We start from the raw sequence: 18,940 nt of genomic DNA, 5'->3' as shown, positions 1-18,940 counted from the left end.
CCTTATTCGGCGGCCTGGCGGGTCGCATTGGCCTGGAGCGCGCTCCAGACGGCAAGCGGCGTCGCCGGCATGTTGAGATCGTTGTTGCCGATCGCATCGGTGATCGCGTTGATCAGCGCCGGCGGAGACCCGATGGCGCCGGCCTCACCACAGCCCTTGATGCCAAGCGGATTGCCCGGGCACGGCGTGTTCTGATGCGAGACATTGAACGACGGCAGGTCGTCGGCGCGCGGCATGGCATAGTCCATGTAGCTTGCGGTCAGAAGCTGGCCGGTCTGCGGATCGTAATGCACGCCTTCGAGCAGCGCCTGGCCGATGCCCTGCGCGATGCCGCCATGCACCTGTCCCTCGACGATCATCGGATTGATGATGTTGCCGAAGTCGTCGGCTGCGACGAACTGCACGATCTCGGTCTTGCCCGTTTCCGGATCGACCTCGACTTCGGCGATGTAGCAGCCGGCCGGGAAGGTGAAGTTTGAGGGATCGTAGAAGGCGCCCTCCTTCAGACCCGGCTCCATGCCCGACGGCAGGTTGTGGGCGGTATAGGCCGCAAGCGCTACCTGGAACCACGGCACCGACTTGTCGGTGCCGGCGACCTTCAGCTCGCCATTGTCGATGACGATGTCGCTCTCGTCGGCTTCCATCAGATGCGCGGCGATCTTCTTGGCCTTCGCCTCGACCTTGTCGAGCGCCTTCACGATGGCAGACATGCCGACGGCACCGGAACGGGAACCATAGGTGCCCATGCCCATCTGCACCTTGTCGGTATCGCCATGCACGATCGAGACATTGTCGATCGGCAGACCGAAGCGTTCGGAGACAAGCTGGGCAAAGGTTGTCTCGTGACCTTGGCCATGGCTATGCGAGCCGGTGAGCACTTCGACTGTGCCGACCGCATTGACGCGGACCTCCGCCGATTCCCACAAGCCGACACCCGCACCGAGCGAGCCGACCGCCGCCGACGGCGCGATGCCGCAGGCCTCGATATAGCAGCTCATGCCGATGCCGCGCAGCTTGCCGCGCCGTGCGGCTTCCGCCTTGCGGGCCGGAAAGCCGTTCCAGTCGGCTGCGGACATCGCCGCTTCAAGCGAGGCGTCGTAGTCACCAGCGTCGTAGCACATGATCACGGGTGTCTGGTACGGGAAGGTCCGTACGAAGTTCTTACGGCGCAGTTCTGCCGGCGAGATGCCGAGTTCACGGGCGGCCGTTTCGACGGTGCGCTCAAGCAGATAGGTCGCCTCCGGACGGCCGGCACCGCGATAGGCGTCGACCGGCACGGTGTTGGTATAGACCGTGCGGACATTGGCATGGATCGCCGGGATCGCATACTGGCCCGACAGAAGCGTCGCGTAGAGATAGGTCGGGACCGAGGACGAGAAGAGCGACATATAGGCGCCGAGATTGGCGATGGTGTCGACCTTCAGACCGATGATCTTGTGGTCCTTGTCGAAGGCCATCTTCACCTTGGAGACATGGTCACGGCCATGGGCGTCGGTGAGGAAGGCCTCCGTCCGGTCGGACGTCCACTTGACCGGCACGCCTGTTTTCTTCGAGGCCCAGAGACAGACCACCTCTTCCGGATAGATGTAGATTTTCGAGCCGAAGCCGCCGCCGACATCGGGCGCGATGACGCGCAGCTTGTGCTCGGGCGCAACATTGTAGAAGGCGCTCATCACGAGACGCGCGACATGCGGGTTCTGCGACGTCGTATAGCAGGTGAAGTGATCTTCCGCCGTGTCGTAGATGCCGAGCGTGGCGCGCGGTTCCATCGGGTTCGGCGACAGGCGGTTGTTGAAGATCTCGATCTCGGTGACATGCGCGGCACTGGCGATCGCAGCGTCTGCTGCAGCGCTGTCGCCGATCTCCCAGTCGAAGATCAGGTTGCCGGGCGCTTCCGGATGAAGCTGCGGTGCGCCTGATTTCAGCGCATCGACGGCACCGGTCACAACCGGCAGCTCTTCATACTCGACAGCCACGGCTTCCGAAGCATCGCGCGCCTCGCCGACGCTGTCAGCGATGACGATCGCAACGGCGTCACCGACATAGCGCACGGTCTCGTGCGCGAGGGGACGCCAGGCGCCCATCTTCATCGGCGTGCCGTCCTTGGAATGGATCATCCAGCCGCAGATCAGATTGCCGATACCATCGGCCAAGAGCTGCTTGCCGTCGAGCACGTCGATAACGCCTGGCATGGCCTTGGCCGCCGCGACATCGATCGATTTGATCTTCGCATGTGCATAGGGCGAACGGACGAAATAGGCATATTTCATGCCCGGAACGACCATGTCGTCGGTATACCGGCCCTTGCCGGTCAGAAAACGCTTGTCTTCCTTGCGCGCCACGCGCGCGCCGATTCCTTCAACACCCATTGTCTTCTCCTCCAGAAGTGAGCGAATAGCGAATGGCGAATAGAGGGCTGAGTGCGTTCAGATGACGTCGCGGCGCGACGGTCCATTTGCTACTGGCTATTCCCTATTCGCTTGGACGTCACTCGGCGGCCTGACGGCCGGCGGTCATCGCTTCGTTGGCCGAAAGCACGGCCTTGACGATGTTGTGGTAGCCCGTGCAGCGACAGATATTGCCTTCGAGCTCGTGGCGGACGGTGGCCTCGTCGAGCGCACCATTGTGACGACAGATCGTGTCGAGCGCGGTCATCACCATGCCGGGCGTGCAGAAGCCGCATTGCAGACCGTGATGCTCCTTGAAGGCTGCCTGAACCGGGTGAAGCTCACCGCCGGAAGAGAGACCCTCGATCGTCGTGATCGACGATCCCGAGGCCTGGACGGCCAGGATCGAACAGCTCTTGATCGACTTGCCGTCCATGTGAACGACACAGGTGCCGCATTGGGTGGTATCGCAGCCCACATGCGTTCCCGTCAGACCAAGTTTTTCGCGAATGAAATGCACGAGCAGGGTGCGATCCTCGCACTCTCCGCTCACTGTCCGGCCATTCACCGTCAGTGTCACTTTAGCCATGTTGTTCCTCCTCGTGTCTCTCCCGGACACGGATGGCATGGTGTGAGTTTTATGTGACATGTGCAACCGTCTAGAACGTCGCAAACGAAAATTTGTGTGCCGCATCGCAGCATGGAACCGCCTGTAAATCCTGGGTTCATCTTCGGTGTCTCATGCAATGGAACACCCGAACGGGTGTGAGCCACGGCCATGGACTTTCCCTTGGCCAAGATTATGCTCATGAAAGCCTCAAGCCGCGTGGGGAGAGCTCGAGCGGCGAGGCATATTGTGACAACAAGACCGGTTCGACCGGGCGCGTGGAACTTGGAGAGATGAAGATGAAGAAAGCTCTTGTGCTGATGCTGGTCGGCCTTTCGGTCGCTGGCTGCACCCAGACGGAACGAGGTGCCGGCATCGGCGCTGCCTCCGGTGCAATCATTGGTGGTATCGCCACGGGCAACGTCCGGGGTGCCGCCGTCGGCGCGGCCATCGGCGGCGTTGCAGGTGCCGTGATTGGCCGCGTTTCGGAGCAGCCGGGCCAGTGCTATTACCGCGACCGCTACGGCAACCGCTACATCGACGCCTGCCCGCGCAGCTACTGAGGCAACGGCCGCAAACGAGACAGGGCGGGAAGACAACACTTCCCGCCTTTTTTCATAAGCGCTTAAAAAGGGGGTATGCTATGAGGCGCATTTCCGCCTAAGTTGTCCGGCGGGTGGGGAGTGCCTGAGGGATCGCGATGAAAGCGACATGCCGAGACCGAGTGGATGGACATTGCCGAAATTTAGTCATGCGTTCCGGCTCGGGCTGTTACTGAGCGTCGCGAGCCCCCTGTCCGTCAGCATAACCTCGCAGGCCTACGCCTTCGAGTTGTTCGGGATTCGTCTTTTCGGTAGCGACGAAGCCGACCGCGACATCATTGATCCCGTCGATTACAGCATTGTCCTCGAGACCGGCGACGCCGATCGCGGCGTGAAGAAAGCACTTGAACGCACGTCGTTGCTGGTGGCTGACGAAGATCAGCCCGTATCCGGCGATCTCGGCCTCGTCATCAAGGCCCGCGACGATCGCGATCGTCTGATCGCGACACTCTATGAAAACGCGCTCTATGGCGGCATCGTCACCGTGACGATCGACGGTCGCGACATCGACACTCTGCCGCCGAACCCCGTCTTCGACCGCTCACGCCCCGTTCCCATCGCCATCTCCGTGCAGCCTGGTCCGACCTTTGAACTGGGGGATATCAGCCTCGAAGGCGATGCGGCGCGTCTCGACCCCACAGAATTCGATCTGGTGCCCGGAGGCAATGCGGGCTCGTTGGTCATTCTGCGCGCAGCCGAACAGATGGCAGAGCGCCTGAAAGAAGAAGGCAGGCCCCTGACGAACGTGACCCGCCGTCAGGTGGTCGCCGACCACCAGACAAATACCGTCGATGTAACGATCGCCGTTGACGCAGGGCCCGTCGCGCCGCTTGGCGCCGTCACGGTCAAGGGCGCTCGGACAGTCGATTCGGACTTCATCGCCTACTATTCGAGACTGAGGCCGGGCCAGACCTATTCGCCCGAACAGTTGCGCAAGGCAGGCGAGCGGTTGCGCACACTCGGCGTCTTCTCGTCTGCGACCATCAACGAGGCGGAAGGACTGGATCCGAGCGGATCCCTGCCGATCGGCATCACCGTCTCGGAGGGCAAGCATCGCTATTTCGGCATCGGAGCGAGCTATTCCTCGCTCGACGGTGGCGGCATCGAGGGCTATTGGGGCCACCGCAATCTGTTCGGCCAGGCGGAATCGCTGAGGATCGAAGGCGCGGTGCGCGGGCTTGGAGAATTGAAGGACGTCAGCGACGTCACCTCGCTCGACTACACGGCCGGCATCACTTTCATAAAGCCGGGCGCCTTCGTCCCCTCGGGCACGCTTGAGGCCAGCATCAAGGGCAGCACGCTCAAGACCGACTATTACGACGCTGCAACGGTGACGGGCAAGGTATCCTATGCCTATGAACTCACCGATACCGACATCGTCAATGCCGGCGTCTCCCTTGCCTATGACAGCATCGACGATGCCTTCGGCGACGACAACGAGTACCTGACCTTCGGCGTGCCGCTCGGCTACATCAGGGACACCCGCGACAACCGGCTGAACGCCACCGAGGGTCATTACGGCACGATCTCGCTGACACCGAGCTACGATTTCTTCGGCCAGACCTTCTTCACCTCGCTCGAGGGTTCGATCTCGGCCTATCTCGGCTTTGGCGAAGAAGACCGCTTCGTCCTCGCCGGTCGTCTGAACGCGGGCACGCTGGTTGGCGGTGGCGATCTCTCGGCCATTCCAGCGACCCGACGCTTCTTCGCCGGTGGCGGTGGCTCGGTCCGCGGCTATTCCTTCCAGGAAATCACCCCGAAGACCGCCGCCGACGAGGGCACCGGCGGCCGATCCTATGTCACGGCCAATCTCGAAGCCCGTATCGGTGTGACCGATACGATCGGCATCGTGCCCTTTTTCGACATCGGCACGGTCACCGACACCACCGTGCCTGATTTCTCCGATATCAAGATGGGCGCAGGGGTCGGTCTGCGATACATGACCCCCTTCGGTCCTTTGCGGCTTGATGTAGCGGTTCCTCTGGACCCGTATGACGGCGGCAGCCGTTATGCAATCTATGCCGGCATCGGCCAGAGCTTCTGACCGGGCGAGACAGGACAATAGTGAACATGATCTGGTTGAAGCGCATCCTGACCTGGACGATTCGCCTTCTGGGCGGCCTGGTGGCTGCGCTGATCGCCCTCTTCGTGGTGGTCATTCTCGTCGGCGGCTTTTCGCGCACGGGAAGCCAGTTTCTCGCCGACCAGATCGCTAGGCTCATCTCGACCGACAATCAGCAGATTACCTTGACCGGCACCGGACCTTTGCTCAGCAGCAAGTTTTCCGTCGATCGCATCACGATAGCAGACAGCCAGGGCGTCTACGCGACAGTAGATGATCTTTCACTCGACTGGACACCGCGCGACCTCATCCGCAAGCGGTTTACGGCCGAACGCATCACGGCGCGCCAGGTGAGTGTCGAACGCGCACCGCTTCCATCTGCGGAGCCGCAATCGGACGAGCCGTTCTCGTTGCCGATCGAGATCGATGTCGCCTCCGTCGACTTGCCCTCCATCGAAATCGGGGCGGCCCTCGCTGAACGCGACTTCGCCCTGTCGGCACAGGGATCATTGACGATTGTTGGCGAAACGATCGCAAGCCGGCTGACGGCCACACGGCTCGACGATCCCGGCAACAATGCCGTGGTCGACCTGCTCTATGCGCCGAACGACAACCAGCTGCGCATCAACCTGGACTATCAGGAGCCGGCGGCAGGTCTTCTCGGCGAAAGGCTGCAACTGTCCGGTCTCCCGGCATTGGCGATCAAGGTGGACGGCGACGGACCGCTCGATGATTGGGCAGGCGAAGTCATGGCATCGCTCGACGGCGAGCGGACGATCACGGTCGATGTCACCCACAAGCTCGCCCAGGACGGAATGCGAACACTGACCGCAAATGGCGGCGGGCTCTTTTCAGGGCTGGTTCCGCCGGAACTGCGTGATGTCATGGCCGGGGAAACGTCGATCGATGTCGCGGCCCGACTGGGTGCAGACGGATCGGTTGCCATCGAGCGCGGCCAGTTTGCAACGGCTTCGGCCGAAGTCGAGGCCGCCGGTCTCTACGATCCGAACGGTCAGAACGATCTCAGGCTGACGGCCCGTGCGACCGGTGAACCCGTCGGCATCACCTCGCAGTCACCGGATTTCACCGGCAGTGTGAGGCTGCGGAGCCTCGATCTTGCCGTAACGGGACAGGCACCGGCCGCAAGCCTGTCGCTGCGCGCCGATCTCGCCGAAATCACCGTTCCCCAGGGCAGCTTCACGGATCTGACACTTTCTGCCGCCAGTGACAGCTTCGACCTTGCAAACCGTGCGGGACCGGTCAACCTTCAGGCATCGGTCCAGGGAACAGATATCCGCGACGAGTCCATCCGGCCTTATGTCAGGGGTCCGCTGACACTGATAGCGCCGCTGACCGTGACGCCGGAAACGATCGCCTTCGAGCAGCTGGTCTTCGATAGCAATGGTCTAGATCTGCAAGGCTCCGGCGAATACACGCTCGCCGACAACGGTTTCTCCGGGCGTCTCGCCGTTCGGGCCGAACCCGACATGCTGCCTCCCGCACTTTCGAGCCGGCTCAACGGACCCGTCGACCTGTCGGCCCGGGTCGATTTCGTCGCACCGGGCGCGGTAGCGCTGCGGGAGATCGTCCTTGCGAGCGACATCGCCCAAGCCGAAGGCTCCCTCTCCCTCGATCAGGACGGTATGATCGCCACCGACCTGACCGGTCAGCTTCGGGACATCGGGCTTTTCGTCGAACGACTTGAGGCGCCCGCCTCCTTCAACCTCTCGGCATCCGGCCCACTCGATGCGCTCGAGGCGTCCGTCACCCTTGTGGTCGAGGAGGGCCAGGCCGCCGGTTATCGCATCGACGATCTGACGCTCCAGCTCGACGGCGTGGCAAATCGCCAGGCGCCGTCCGCCAACCTGACCGCACGCGGCCAGATCGATGGGAAGCCGGTCGATGCGAAGGCGCAGGTCGTCAGTGCAGATGGCCTGACGCGGGTCAATGCGCTCGATCTTGCCATCGGCCCGAACCGGCTGACGGGTGCGCTCGATCTCGGGCCGGACATGCTACCGAGCGGCGACGTCGCGTTCGACTTTCCGGATCTGAGCCTGCTTGCCGCACTTGCCGGTCAGACCGTAGCGGGCGACCTCAAAGGAGAGGTGACGCTCGCCTCTCGCGAGGGTCGGCTCGCGGCGGACATTCGCGCCTCCGGCAATGCCATCCGGCAAGGCGCTCTGACGATTGCAGAGCCGACCATCGATCTCAGACTGCCCGACGCCGCGGCCCTTGCGGTTGAAGGCACAGTGCGCGCAGCGAGCGTCGCTTCCGGCGCAAACCGGCTGGAGGCGGTGACGCTCGGCTTCACGCGATCGGGCAGGGATACGGATTTCGACGTCACCGGGCGCTACGACAATGCTCCGGTTCGTCTTCGGGGCGCGCTGAACCAGGATGACGCAGGCCTGGCGGTCGCCATTGACGAATTGAGCGCCGCGCCACGCGGCATCGCGCTCGCCCTGGCGTCTCCCACCTCGGTTCGCGTCGCGGACGGGCAGGTCTTGATCGCCGAGACCGTCATTTCCGCGGGTTCGGGCCGGATTGCCCTTTCCGGCACCGTGGGCGAGAGGCTTGATCTTGCAGCCGACATCACCGCCCTTCCCGCCTCGCTCGCCGCAACGCTTGCCCCCGAGATCGCCCCGGAAGGCACGATTTCCGGCACGGTCACGGTGCGTGGCACGACCGCAGCGCCGATTGCGGACTACCGCCTCGACTGGCAGAACGCGGCGATCGCCCAGACCCGGGGCGCCGGAGTGCCTCCGCTCGGCATCACGGCAAACGGCCGGTTCGAGAACCAGAACCTGACTCTGGACAGCCGCGTTAGTGGGGCCGGTATCGGCCTCGCGGCTGGCGGCACCGTATCACTGCAGAATGGTCCCGGTCTCGACATCCGGGTCCAGGGCGACGTGCCGCTTTCCGCAGCCAATAGCCAGCTGGGTGCGCAGGGTTTCGTCGCCGAGGGCAATGCAAGCGTCAACCTCACGATTGGCGGAACCGGCGCACAGCCGAACATCACCGGTACCGTATCGACCAGCGGCGCCCGTATCGTCGACGTGAGACGCAACCTTGCGATCGAACAGATTGCAACGACAGTGAACCTCACCGGCACGCGCGCCGAGATCGGCAGCCTCACCGGAAACCTCGCGACCGGCGGACGGGTATCGGCAAGCGGTTTCATCGACATCGCAAATCCGGGCCTGCCCGCGGACCTCACGATCAACCTCGACCAGGCCGTCTATGTTGACGGCACTACGGTGACCAGCACGGCGGATGGCCGGCTTACCCTGACAGGGCAACTGCTGAACGGCCCGACGCTGGGCGGCACCATCAACCTTTCGCGCACATCGGTCACACTCCAGGAGAGCCGCCCTGCCAGCCTCCAGGCGCTGGACATCGAACACCGCCACGCCCCGCCGGCAATCCTCAGGCAACAACGCGAGCAGGCGCCGGCCGAAGGCCGTTCCGCCGGCGCACCCATTGCGCTCGACCTGACGATCTCTTCGCCGTCGCAGACCTTCATTCGGGGCCGAGGCATCGATGCGGAACTGGGCGGGACGATTCGCCTGACCGGCAGCGCTGCCGCACCGGTGGTCTCGGGCGCATTCGAACTCAGGCGCGGCCGCATGCAGATCCTGACCAAGCGGCTGGACATCACCCGCGCCACGATCACCTTTGGTGGCGATCTCGTGCCACTGCTCGACCTCGAGGCGACCACCACCTCCGGCAACGCAACCATCGTCATTTTGCTGACAGGGCTTGCCAGCAATCCGCAGGTGACCTTCACCTCGACCCCTTCGCTGCCCCAGGACGAGATCCTGGCCCAGCTGATTTTCGGTCAGTCGCTGTCGCGCCTCTCGCCGCTGCAGATCGCCCAGCTGGCCGATGCCGCTGCGCAACTGGCCGGCGGACAGGGCACATCGCTCTTCCAGTCCCTGCGCAGCACACTCGGCATCGATGATCTCGATATCTCGACCGACGAAACCGGGGGCACCAGTATTAGTGCCGGGAAATATCTGAACGACCGGACCTATATCGAACTGGAGCAGAGCGGTGCCGGCGAGACGAGGGCAACAATCAACCTGGATATCGGCCGGGGATTGAAGCTGAAAGGCGAAGCCGGTGGAGACGGTGCGGGCGGCGGCATCTTCTACGAGAGGGAATACTGAGCGGTCGCCGATGGCGTATAAGATCAGGCGACCTTGCTGGTCTTCAGGAGAATATTGGTCTCCGTGAAGTTGATCCCCTCGATCAACCGGATCCGGCGCAACGTTTCGTCGAAACTCGCGAGATCCCGCTCCTCCAGCTCGGCAATGAAATCCCACTTGCCATTGGTGCTGTGCAGGGATCGTACCTGGGGCATGCCGCGCAGCTGATGGGCCACCCGGTCGTGAAACTTCCCGACGACCTCGATCATGATGATCGCCCTGACACCGCTGGGCTGGATCTCGCTGCCGGTCAGGATGGTGAAGGCCGCAATCGTGCCGTTCGCCACCAGCCGGTCGATACGGGCCGAAATCGTCGCGCGCGACGCCCCGGTCATCGCCGCAAGCGAGGCAACCGGTAGGCGGGCGTTCTGGCGTAATGCGCCGAGGATGGTGCGATCGAGGTCGTCCATTTTTACAAACTGTCACATCACGGTTGCGATCTGCGCAAACTATAGCGCTTTGTGACGAAGTTCCACCTTTTTGAGAACGTCGCTTTGCCCGATCATGCGGGTCAGTGAAGAGAAGGACGAGACATGGCCAATCAACAGAAAACTGTCGCCCTCATCGGCGTACCGCTCGAAGAGGGATCGGGCCGCGGCGGGTGCGCCATGGGGCCTGCGGCCTATCGCATCGCGGGGATCGGTCCGGCCATGCGTGACCTCGGCTATACCGTCGAGGATCGCGGCGATCTTCGACCGGAGCCGGCAACGGATCTGGCGGATATGCCACGTGCCAAGAACCTGCCGGTTGTTGGAGCCTTCACCCGTGCCATCGAAGCCGCCACCTACGAGGCAGCGGCCAGCGGCGCCGTCCCGATCCTTCTCGGCGGTGATCACAGCCTCTCGATGGGCAGCGTTTCCGGCATGGCGCGTTATGCCAGTGAGGTGGGCCGACCGCTCTACGTGCTCTGGCTGGATGCCCATTCGGACTTCAATGCGCCAGAAACCTCGCCGTCAGGTAACATCCATGGCATGCCCGTCGCCTTCTTCTGCGGACAGGCCGAATTTGCCGCGATCCTGCCAAGCGAGCGGCCATTCGTCGACCCACAGCATGTTTACCAGGTCGGCATTCGTTCGGTTGACGAGGAGGAACGCCGGCTGATCGCAGAGAATGCCGTCAATGTCTTTGACATGCGCGCTATCGATGAAGAGGGGATGGGCAGCATCGTCAAGCGCATCTTGGCCGACGTGCGTCAGGCCGACGCGCTGCTGCATGTGAGCCTTGATGTCGACTTCCTCGATCCCGACGTTGCACCCGGCGTCGGCACCACGGTGCCGGGCGGCGCGACTTTCCGCGAGGCGCATCTGATCATGGAGCTTCTGCACGACAGCGGGCTCGTCTCCTCCCTCGACCTCGTCGAACTCAACCCGTTTCTCGATGACCGGGGCCGCAGCGCCCGCGTCATGGTGGAACTGGCGGCGAGCCTCTTCGGCCGGCGGATCCTGGATCGCCCGACGAGAGGCGGCTGAAGATACACCCGCATATTGGGATATACAGGTGTGAGCGCTATTTAGCGTCGTAATTGTAATTCGTCAGATTTCATCCCCTCAAAAATGTGGGAAATGACTGAATTTCATTCACGGGCATATGCTCAGGTTGTTGAACATTGACCATTGTTTAAGCCGACAAGACTAATATTGGCTCTGGAGCACCGGCTGCGGTGCAAGTTCATTCTGGAGGGCCAATATGGCGCTGATTGCATTTCCTGGGCTGGAGTCGAAGGCGGTGCTGGATGCACTCGGTCGCTCGCAGGCCGTCATCGAGTTCAAGCTGGACGGCACCATCATCACCGCGAACGAGAATTTCTGTCGTGCGCTCGGCTATAGTCTGGAGGAGATCAAGGGGAAGCATCACCGCATCTTCTGTGATCCCACTTACACGGCCTCTGCGGACTACCGCGAATTCTGGGCGATGCTCAATCGCGGCCAGTTCGAAAGCCGGGAATACAAGCGCATGAAGAAGAGCGGGGGCGAAGTCTGGATCCAGGCCTCCTACAATCCCGTCTTCAGGAACGGCAAGCTCTGGAAAATCGTCAAGTTTGCGACCGACATCACGGCAGCGAAACTGCGGGCGGCGGAAGACGCCGGCAAGCTCGAGGCGATCTCCCGCGTCCAGGCAACGATCGAGTTCACGCCGACAGGCGAGATCCTGACCGCCAACGAAAACTTCCTTGCGACCCTCGGCTATACGCTGAGTGAAATCGCCGGCAAGCATCATTCCATGTTCTGCGAGGCGGACTATGCGCGCAGCGATGCCTATCGCGATTTCTGGAAGACGCTCGCCTCGGGGCAATTCGTCTCCGAGGAGTTCAAGCGCATCGGCAAGGGCGGCAAGATCGTCTGGATCCAGGCATCCTACAATCCGATCTTCGATGCCAGTGGGCGCGTGTTCAAGGTCGTCAAATACGCAACCGACATTACCGGCCGTGTGAACGCCGTCGACGAAATTGCCAGGGGCTTGACGGCGCTCGCCCATGGTGACCTGACGGCGACGATCGACAAGCCCTTCATCCCCTCGCTCGAACAGATCCGCACCGACTTCAATGCCGCCATGGCACGCGTCGCAGCCGCGATGCAGAATGTCAGCTGCAACACCGACGCGATCGCGTCCGGATCGTCGCAGATCCGCGAAGCCTCCGACAGCCTTTCCAAGAGAACCGAACAGCAGGCTGCAGCGGTGGAGGAAACGGCAGCGGCCCTGGAGCAGATCACCCAGACCGTCGCAGACAGCTCCAAGCGCGCCAGCGAAGCCGGCAAACTCGTTGCCCGCACCAAGGAGGGAGCCGAAAGATCGGGGCTCGTGGTCAGGAACGCCATCGAGGCGATGAGCCAGATCGAAAACTCGTCCAAGCAGATCTCCAACATTCTCGGCGTGATCGACGACATCGCCTTCCAGACGAACCTCCTGGCCCTGAATGCCGGTGTCGAGGCTGCCCGCGCAGGGGAAGCCGGCAAGGGCTTTGCCGTGGTTGCCCAGGAAGTGCGTGAACTGGCGCAGCGTTCGGCGACCGCCGCCAAGGAAATCAAGGCGCTGATCAGCACCTCCACGGATCAGGTGAAGACCGGTGTCCAGCTGGTCGGCGAGACTGGCAAGGCGCTCGAGCAGATCGTCATCGAGGTCAAGGACATCAACACCAATGTCGCAGCGATCGTCGAGGCCTCGCGCGAACAGTCGACCGGCCTTTGCGAGATCAACAAGGCGGTCAACGCGATGGACCAGAATACGCAGCAGAATGCTGCGATGGTCGAAGAATCGACGGCCGCGAGCCATAGTCTTGCAAAACAGGCGGCTTCACTGCGCGAACTGGTGTCGCAGTTTAGAATTGGGCAACACTCTTCGCATAAAGTCATGGAAGCGCGTCCCGATGCTTCACCCGTTGCATCACCGGCACGCAAGCTCATGGCGAGTGTCGCTCGCGCCACAGGTGGCGCCGCCGCCGCCAAGGTACAGGAAGGTTGGGAAGATTTCTAATGGCAACTATCAGCTCCACCAGCTTCGGCAGTGAGACCCTCGAGATCATCGCCTTCCGGCTCCATGATCAGGAATTCTGCGTCAAGACCACCACGATCCGCGAAATCCGCGGCTGGGCACCCTCGACGCCGATCCCGCATGCGCCGGCCGATGTCATCGGTGTGATGAACCTGCGCGGCTCAGTTATCCCGATCATCGACTTGGCCTACAAGCTGGGCATGAAGAGCACCGTTGCCAACGAGCGTTCGGCGATCGTCGTGGCCGAAGTCCACAACATGGTCATCGGCATGCTGGTCGACCGCGTTTCGGACATCCTGACCATCCCGTCGAGCCAGGTACAGCCGGTGCCGGAAGTCTCGGCCTCCTTCGACAAGACCTTCTCCGAAGGCATCATCGCCAACGAAAACGGCATGATCTGCTTCCTGAACCTCGCCAAGATGTTCAAGGGCAGCGATCTCGAAGATCTGGCCGCCTGATCACGGCGACATTTCACTGATTTTGAAAGGGCAGCGCTGTCAGGCGCTGCCCTTTCGCGTTTCGAAGCCCGGTTGATCTCAGCGTCGCACTGCCCTACCAGACGACGACAAATCCGGGAGGCGAGAATGAAATTGCTGCTGATCCACACGGGTGGAACGATCGGGATGGCCGAGACATCCGAGGGCCTGGCACCCCGCATGGGACTCGTGGAAGAAGCGGTAGCGGAGCGCCTGCCCGCAGGGACAGATTTCTCGGCAGAGGTCTTCGATCCCCTGCTCGACAGCGCCGATGTCGGCCCTCGCCACTGGAACCGGATGCTGGACACGATCCGCAGCCATCCGGACGCCGCCGTCATCATTACCCACGGCACAGACACTATGGCCTTCACCGGCGCTGCCCTCTCTCAGGCGCTGGCGGGCGAGAACCGTCGTGTCATTCTCTGCGGCTCGATGCTGCCGCTCGGCCACAACGGCGATGCCGAAGGCAATCTCGACCTTGCAATCTCGGCCACGGGAAGCAGAGAGCCTGGCGTTTTCCTTGCCTTTGCCGGCAAACTTCTCGCCGCTGACGGACTGGTGAAACATGACAGCCACGAAGCGGATGCATTTCGCGCGCAGCCACAGACAATACCCGCCCCACCGAAGCAGCGGACCTTCGACGACCGCAAGCTTGCGATCCTCACATTGTCGCCGGGCATTCCGGCTGAGGCCGTCAAAGCAATGCTCGGCACGCTCGATGGCGCGGTGCTCAGGATCTTCGGCGCGGGGACTGCGATGAACGATGCGAACCTGCTGACGGTTCTGGCCGAGGCAGTGAAAAGCGGCAAGCGGCTGCGGGCGGTAAGCCAATGTGAAGCCGGCGGCCTGTCACCCGGCGCCTATGCGGCGGGTGCCGGCCTCTGGAGCACCGGCATCGAAAACAGTGGCACCGAGACGCCGGAAGCAGCACTCATCCATCTCTGGCTGAACTGAAGGCACTTCCGCCTCGGCTCAGGGCGTCGTCTCCGGGATGCTGGGCTCCGACAGCGATTCGCCTGTGGCCGCACCTTTGCCGCCGGGTGCACCATCCGCTGCATCCTGACCAAGGCCGACGGCAGCGGCATCCGGCGCGCCGGGGCGCTTGACGCTGTTGGCAGCCTCAACCACCAGCGGCAGGAAACCGGCATCGGGCATTTCCATCAGTTCATGGAAGCGGCGGCGCATGCGCGGCTCCCAGAACTTGTTGATATGCGTCGCCACGCCCTCCGCACGCACCTCTTCCGGCTGCGACAGGAAAAAGGTGGCGATCTGGTTCGCCATGCGGATCAGCTTGGCATCCGTGCCGGTGTCAGACATGCAGCGCTACTCCCTCGGCCACCCGGTCGGGCCGGGTGAAAATCTCGAAATCCTCGTCGCGTGCAATCCCGATCAGCGTGATCCCGGCTTGCGCCGCCGTGCGGATGGCAAGTGCTGTCGGTGCGGAGATCGCGATCAGCAGCGGCGCGCCAAGGGCCGCCGTCTTTTGCACCATCTCGACGGACAGACGACTCGTCACCACGACCGCCCCTTGGGCAGGGTCCCAGCCACCAATAACGACAGCACCGACGAGCTTGTCGAGCGCATTGTGGCGGCCCACATCCTCGCGAATCGCGACAAGCCCCTGACCGGCAATGTAGAAGCCGGCGCCATGCACGGCACGCGTCTGGCAGTTGAGGTCCTGCGCTGCACCGAGGCGCACCATGGCGTCGGCGATCTCACGCGCGGTGATGCGCAATCCCTCCGCCCCGACAAGCCGAACAGGGCGGCTCGCCTGTTCGATCGACTCGATGCCGCAGAGCCCGCAGCCGACAGGGCCGGCCATCCGCCGACGCCTGGCAACCAGCGCCTCGGCCGTCATCTCCTTCAGGGTCACCTGGACGTCGATGCCCTCACCCACTTCGATTGGATCGATGGCAAGTACATCCTCGGCACTCTCGATGATACCTTCGGCGAGCGAAAAACCGACGGCGAAGTCTTCGAGATCATCGGGCGTCGCCATCATCACGGCATGGGTGGTGCCGCCATAGGAAAAGGCAATCGGCACCTCCTCCGGCACGAGCCGGCTGCTGCTCGAAACGAGCCCACGGCTCGCCTTGAGCCCGCCGACCATGCGCGCCGTGGAGCCGATCAGATCACTCATTCCGCCGCTTCCAGCTTGCCGACGATCCGTCGCGACTGACGCGACAGTTCTTCATACTCTTCCTGCCATTCGGTCGGACCGTTGGACGGCGAGACCTGCACGGCGGTCACCTTGTATTCCGGGCAATTGGTCGCCCAGTCGGAAAAGTCGGTCGTGATGACATTGGCCTGCGTGTTCGGATGGTGGAAGGTCGTATACACCACGCCCGGAGCCACGCGATCGGTGATCAACGCGCGCAGCGTCGTATCGCCGGAACGGCTGGCGAGCTTGATCCAGTCGCCGTCCTTCACGCCGCGCTGTTCGGCATCATGCGGATGGATCTCCAGCCGGTCCTCCTCATGCCAGACACTGTTATCCGTGCGGCGCGTCTGCGCACCGACATTGTATTGCGAGAGAACGCGACCAGTCGTCAGCAGCAGCGGGAAGCGCGGGCCGGTGCGCTCATCCGTCGCGACATATTCGGTGCGGATGAACTTGCCCTTGCCGCGCACGAAACCGTCGACATGCATGATCGGCGACCCCACCGGGAACTTCTCGTTGCAGGGCCACTGCACCGAGCCCATCTTTTCCAGATAGTCGTAGGAGACGCCGGCAAAGCTCGGGGTCGTCGCTGCGATCTCGTCCATGATCTGAGACGGATGGGTGTAGTTCCAGGAAAGCCCCATGGCCTGGGCGAGCTTCTGGGTGACTTCCCAATCGGCATAGCCGTTCTTCGGTGTCATCACCTTGCGCACGCGATTGATTCGGCGCTCGGCATTGGTGAAGGTCCCGTCCTTTTCGAGGAAGGTCGAGCCCGGCAGGAAGACATGCGCGTAATTGGCCGTCTCGTTGAGGAAGAGGTCGTGCACCACGACGCATTCCATGGCGGCGAGACCGGCGGAGACATGCTTGGTATCCGGATCGGACTGCAGGATGTCCTCGCCTTGGATGTAGATGCCCTTGAACGTACCATCGACGGCGGCATCCAGCATGTTGGGGATGCGCAGGCCCGGCTCGCTGCTGAGCTCGACACCCCAGAGCTTTTCGAAGGTTTCGCGCGTCGCGTCGTCGGAGACATGGCGATAGCCGGGCAGTTCATGCGGGAAGGAGCCCATGTCGCAGGAACCCTGGACATTGTTCTGGCCACGCAGCGGGTTCACGCCGACGCCCGGCCGACCGATATTGCCGGTGACCATCGCGAGGTTGGCAATCGCCATGACGGTGGTCGAGCCCTGGCTGTGTTCGGTGACGCCGAGGCCGTAATAGATCGCGCCATTGCCGCCGGTGGCGAACAGGCGGGCGGCACCACGCAGTTCCTCGGCCGGAACGCCGGTGAACTTCTCGGTTTCCTCCGGCGAGTGCTCCGGCTCGGAGACGAAAGCGGCCCAGTCCTCGAATTCCGACCAGTCGCAACGCTCACGGATGAAAGCCTCGGCAAACAGACCTTCGGTCACGATGACATGGGCAAGTGCCGTGAGCACCGCGACATTGGTGCCGGGCTTCAGCGGCAGATGGTGGGCCGCTTCCACATGCGGGGTGCGCACCAGATCGATGCGGCGCGGATCGATGACGATCAGCTTGGCGCCCTGACGCAGCCGCTTCTTCAGGCGCGAGCCGAACACCGGATGGCCATCCGTCGGATTGGCGCCGATGACGAGAACCACGTCGGAGTGCTCGACCGAATCGAAGTTCTGCGTGCCGGCCGAGGTGCCGAAAGCCTGACCCAGACCATAGCCGGTTGGCGAATGGCAGACGCGGGCGCATGTATCGACATTGTTATTACCGAAGCCGGCGCGGATCAGCTTCTGGACCAGATAGGTCTCTTCATTCGTGCAGCGCGACGAGGTGATGCCGCCGATAGCTTCACGGCCATACTGATACTGGATGCGCTTGAATTCGGAGGCGACATGCGCATAGGCCTCTTCCCAGGTCACTTCGCGCCAGGGATCGGAGATCTTTTCGCGGATCATCGGGTTGAGGATGCGGTCCTTGTGGCTGGCATAACCATAGGCGAACCGGCCTTTGACGCAGGAATGGCCGCGATTGGCCTGACCATCCTTCCACGGCACCATGCGCACCAGTTCCTCGCCACGCATCTCCGCCTTGAACGAACAGCCGACGCCGCAATAAGCGCAGGTGGTAACAGCCGAATGCTCCGGCTGGCCGATGGCAATAACGGACTTTTCGGTCAGCGTGGCTGTCGGACAGGCCTGAACGCAGGCGCCGCAGGAGACGCATTCCGACGAGAGAAACGCCTCATGCGCGCCGGGTGACACGCGGCTGTCGAAGCCACGGCCTTCGATGGTCAACGCAAACGTGCCCTGCACCTCTTCGCAGGCACGCACGCAGCGCGAACAGACGATGCATTTCGACGGGTCATAGGTGAAATAGGGATTGCTCTCATCCTTCGGCATCCACTGAGCGTTGATCCCGCCCTCGGCAGACCGCGCCTTCACATGATTTTCGCCCTCATAGCCATAGCGCACATCGCGGAGGCCAACGGCGCCTGCCATGTCCTGCAGCTCGCAATCGCCATTGGCCGCACAGGTGAGACAGTCGAGCGGGTGGTCGGAGATATAGAGCTCCATCACGCCCTTGCGGATGGCCTTGAGCCGCTCCGTCTGGGTGTGCACGACGATGCCAGGGGCGACCGGGGTTGTGCAGGAGGCGGGCGTGCCGTTGCGACCCTCGACCTCGATCAGACAGAGACGGCAGGAACCGAAGGCATTGACCATGTCTGTCGCGCAGAGCTTCGGCACCTGAATGCCGGCCTCCATCGAGGCGCGCATGATCGACGTGCCCTCGGGCACCGTGATCGCGCGACCGTCGATGGTGAGCGTCACCATGTTTTCCGAGCGCGAGGCGGGGGTGCCGTAGTCGATTTCAGGAACGAGGGGCATGGCGCTTACCTTTCCGCCGTCATCCTCGGGCTTGTCCCGAGGATCTGCTGCGTCTGAACTTCGGGAGCCGGTTCAGCAATGAACGTCGCCCGC

Annotated in this window: 13 protein-coding genes; 7 read left to right on the top strand and 6 right to left on the bottom strand. The window is 62.7% G+C overall.

Features of this window, described 5'->3' with window-relative positions; translation table 11 throughout:
• Positions 1-2 precede the first annotated feature (2 nt).
• Together QWE_RS02540 and QWE_RS02535 are read right to left on the bottom strand one after the other, a co-directional pair.
• The gene (locus tag QWE_RS02540; RefSeq protein ID WP_006724503.1) at positions 3-2,369 is read right to left on the bottom strand and encodes a xanthine dehydrogenase family protein molybdopterin-binding subunit; all 2,367 of its coding nucleotides are present in this window, start codon (positions 2,367-2,369) and stop codon (positions 3-5) included.
• Between the two features lie 118 nt (positions 2,370-2,487).
• Complete coding sequence (locus QWE_RS02535) at positions 2,488-2,976, bottom strand: (2Fe-2S)-binding protein (RefSeq protein WP_006724502.1); 489 nt, start codon at positions 2,974-2,976, stop codon at positions 2,488-2,490.
• A 317-nt stretch (positions 2,977-3,293) separates the two neighbouring features.
• Between QWE_RS02535 and QWE_RS02530 the strand changes: the two genes are divergently transcribed.
• The 3 genes from QWE_RS02530 (at position 3,294) to QWE_RS02520 (ending at position 9,824) form a co-directional block, all read left to right on the top strand.
• Positions 3,294-3,557 (top strand): glycine zipper domain-containing protein, encoded by a 264-nt coding sequence (locus QWE_RS02530; RefSeq protein WP_006724501.1) that lies wholly within the window; start codon positions 3,294-3,296, stop codon positions 3,555-3,557.
• 148 nt (positions 3,558-3,705) lie between these two features.
• A complete protein-coding gene (locus QWE_RS02525) occupies positions 3,706-5,640 on the top strand; it encodes an autotransporter assembly complex protein TamA (RefSeq protein ID WP_040299316.1) in 1,935 nt (644 codons plus the stop codon).
• A gap of 26 nt (positions 5,641-5,666) precedes the next feature.
• Positions 5,667-9,824 (top strand): translocation/assembly module TamB domain-containing protein, encoded by a 4,158-nt coding sequence (locus QWE_RS02520; RefSeq protein ID WP_006724499.1) that lies wholly within the window; start codon positions 5,667-5,669, stop codon positions 9,822-9,824.
• Positions 9,825-9,847: 23 nt separating this feature from the next.
• Here the strand turns inward: QWE_RS02520 and QWE_RS02515 are convergent, their stop codons facing one another.
• Entirely contained in the window at positions 9,848-10,273 is a 426-nt protein-coding gene (locus tag QWE_RS02515; protein WP_006724498.1) for an Lrp/AsnC family transcriptional regulator, read from the bottom strand.
• 123 nt (positions 10,274-10,396) lie between these two features.
• Here QWE_RS02515 and rocF point away from each other — a divergent pair, with 123 nt between their 5' ends.
• The 4 genes from rocF to QWE_RS02495 all read left to right on the top strand — a co-directional run bounded on the left by rocF (position 10,397) and on the right by QWE_RS02495 (position 14,782).
• Positions 10,397-11,332 carry an arginase gene (gene rocF, locus QWE_RS02510; protein WP_006724497.1) on the top strand — a complete coding sequence of 312 codons (936 nt, stop codon included), beginning with the start codon at positions 10,397-10,399 and terminating at the stop codon, positions 11,330-11,332.
• Positions 11,333-11,549: 217 nt separating this feature from the next.
• Positions 11,550-13,334, top strand: coding sequence for a methyl-accepting chemotaxis protein (locus QWE_RS02505; RefSeq protein WP_006724496.1), 1,785 nt, complete (start codon positions 11,550-11,552; stop codon positions 13,332-13,334).
• Entirely contained in the window at positions 13,334-13,810 is a 477-nt protein-coding gene (locus QWE_RS02500) for a chemotaxis protein CheW (protein WP_006724495.1), read from the top strand. Before QWE_RS02505 ends, QWE_RS02500 begins: the two co-directional genes overlap by 1 nt.
• Positions 13,811-13,936: 126 nt before the next feature.
• Complete coding sequence (locus QWE_RS02495; RefSeq protein WP_006724494.1) at positions 13,937-14,782, top strand: asparaginase domain-containing protein; 846 nt, start codon at positions 13,937-13,939, stop codon at positions 14,780-14,782.
• 18 nt (positions 14,783-14,800) lie between these two features.
• Here QWE_RS02495 and QWE_RS02490 read toward each other — a convergent pair whose 3' ends face one another.
• From QWE_RS02490 to fdhF, 3 genes are read right to left on the bottom strand one after another with little or no spacing between them, the layout of a single operon-like run.
• Positions 14,801-15,145 (bottom strand): formate dehydrogenase subunit delta, encoded by a 345-nt coding sequence (locus tag QWE_RS02490; protein ID WP_006724493.1) that lies wholly within the window; start codon positions 15,143-15,145, stop codon positions 14,801-14,803.
• The gene (gene fdhD, locus QWE_RS02485) at positions 15,138-15,968 is read right to left on the bottom strand and encodes a formate dehydrogenase accessory sulfurtransferase FdhD (RefSeq protein WP_006724492.1); all 831 of its coding nucleotides are present in this window, start codon (positions 15,966-15,968) and stop codon (positions 15,138-15,140) included. The genes QWE_RS02490 and fdhD overlap by 8 nt, the downstream gene beginning before the upstream one ends.
• Positions 15,965-18,847 (bottom strand): formate dehydrogenase subunit alpha, encoded by a 2,883-nt coding sequence (fdhF, locus tag QWE_RS02480; RefSeq protein WP_006724491.1) that lies wholly within the window; start codon positions 18,845-18,847, stop codon positions 15,965-15,967. The genes fdhD and fdhF overlap by 4 nt, the downstream gene beginning before the upstream one ends.
• Positions 18,848-18,940 lie beyond the last annotated feature (93 nt).

Source organism: Agrobacterium albertimagni AOL15 (genome assembly GCF_000300855.1).
GTDB classification, from domain to species: domain Bacteria; phylum Pseudomonadota; class Alphaproteobacteria; order Rhizobiales; family Rhizobiaceae; genus Allorhizobium; species Allorhizobium albertimagni.
Note: the sequence above shows the minus strand (reverse complement) of the source record. Positions and strands in the feature narration are given on the sequence as shown.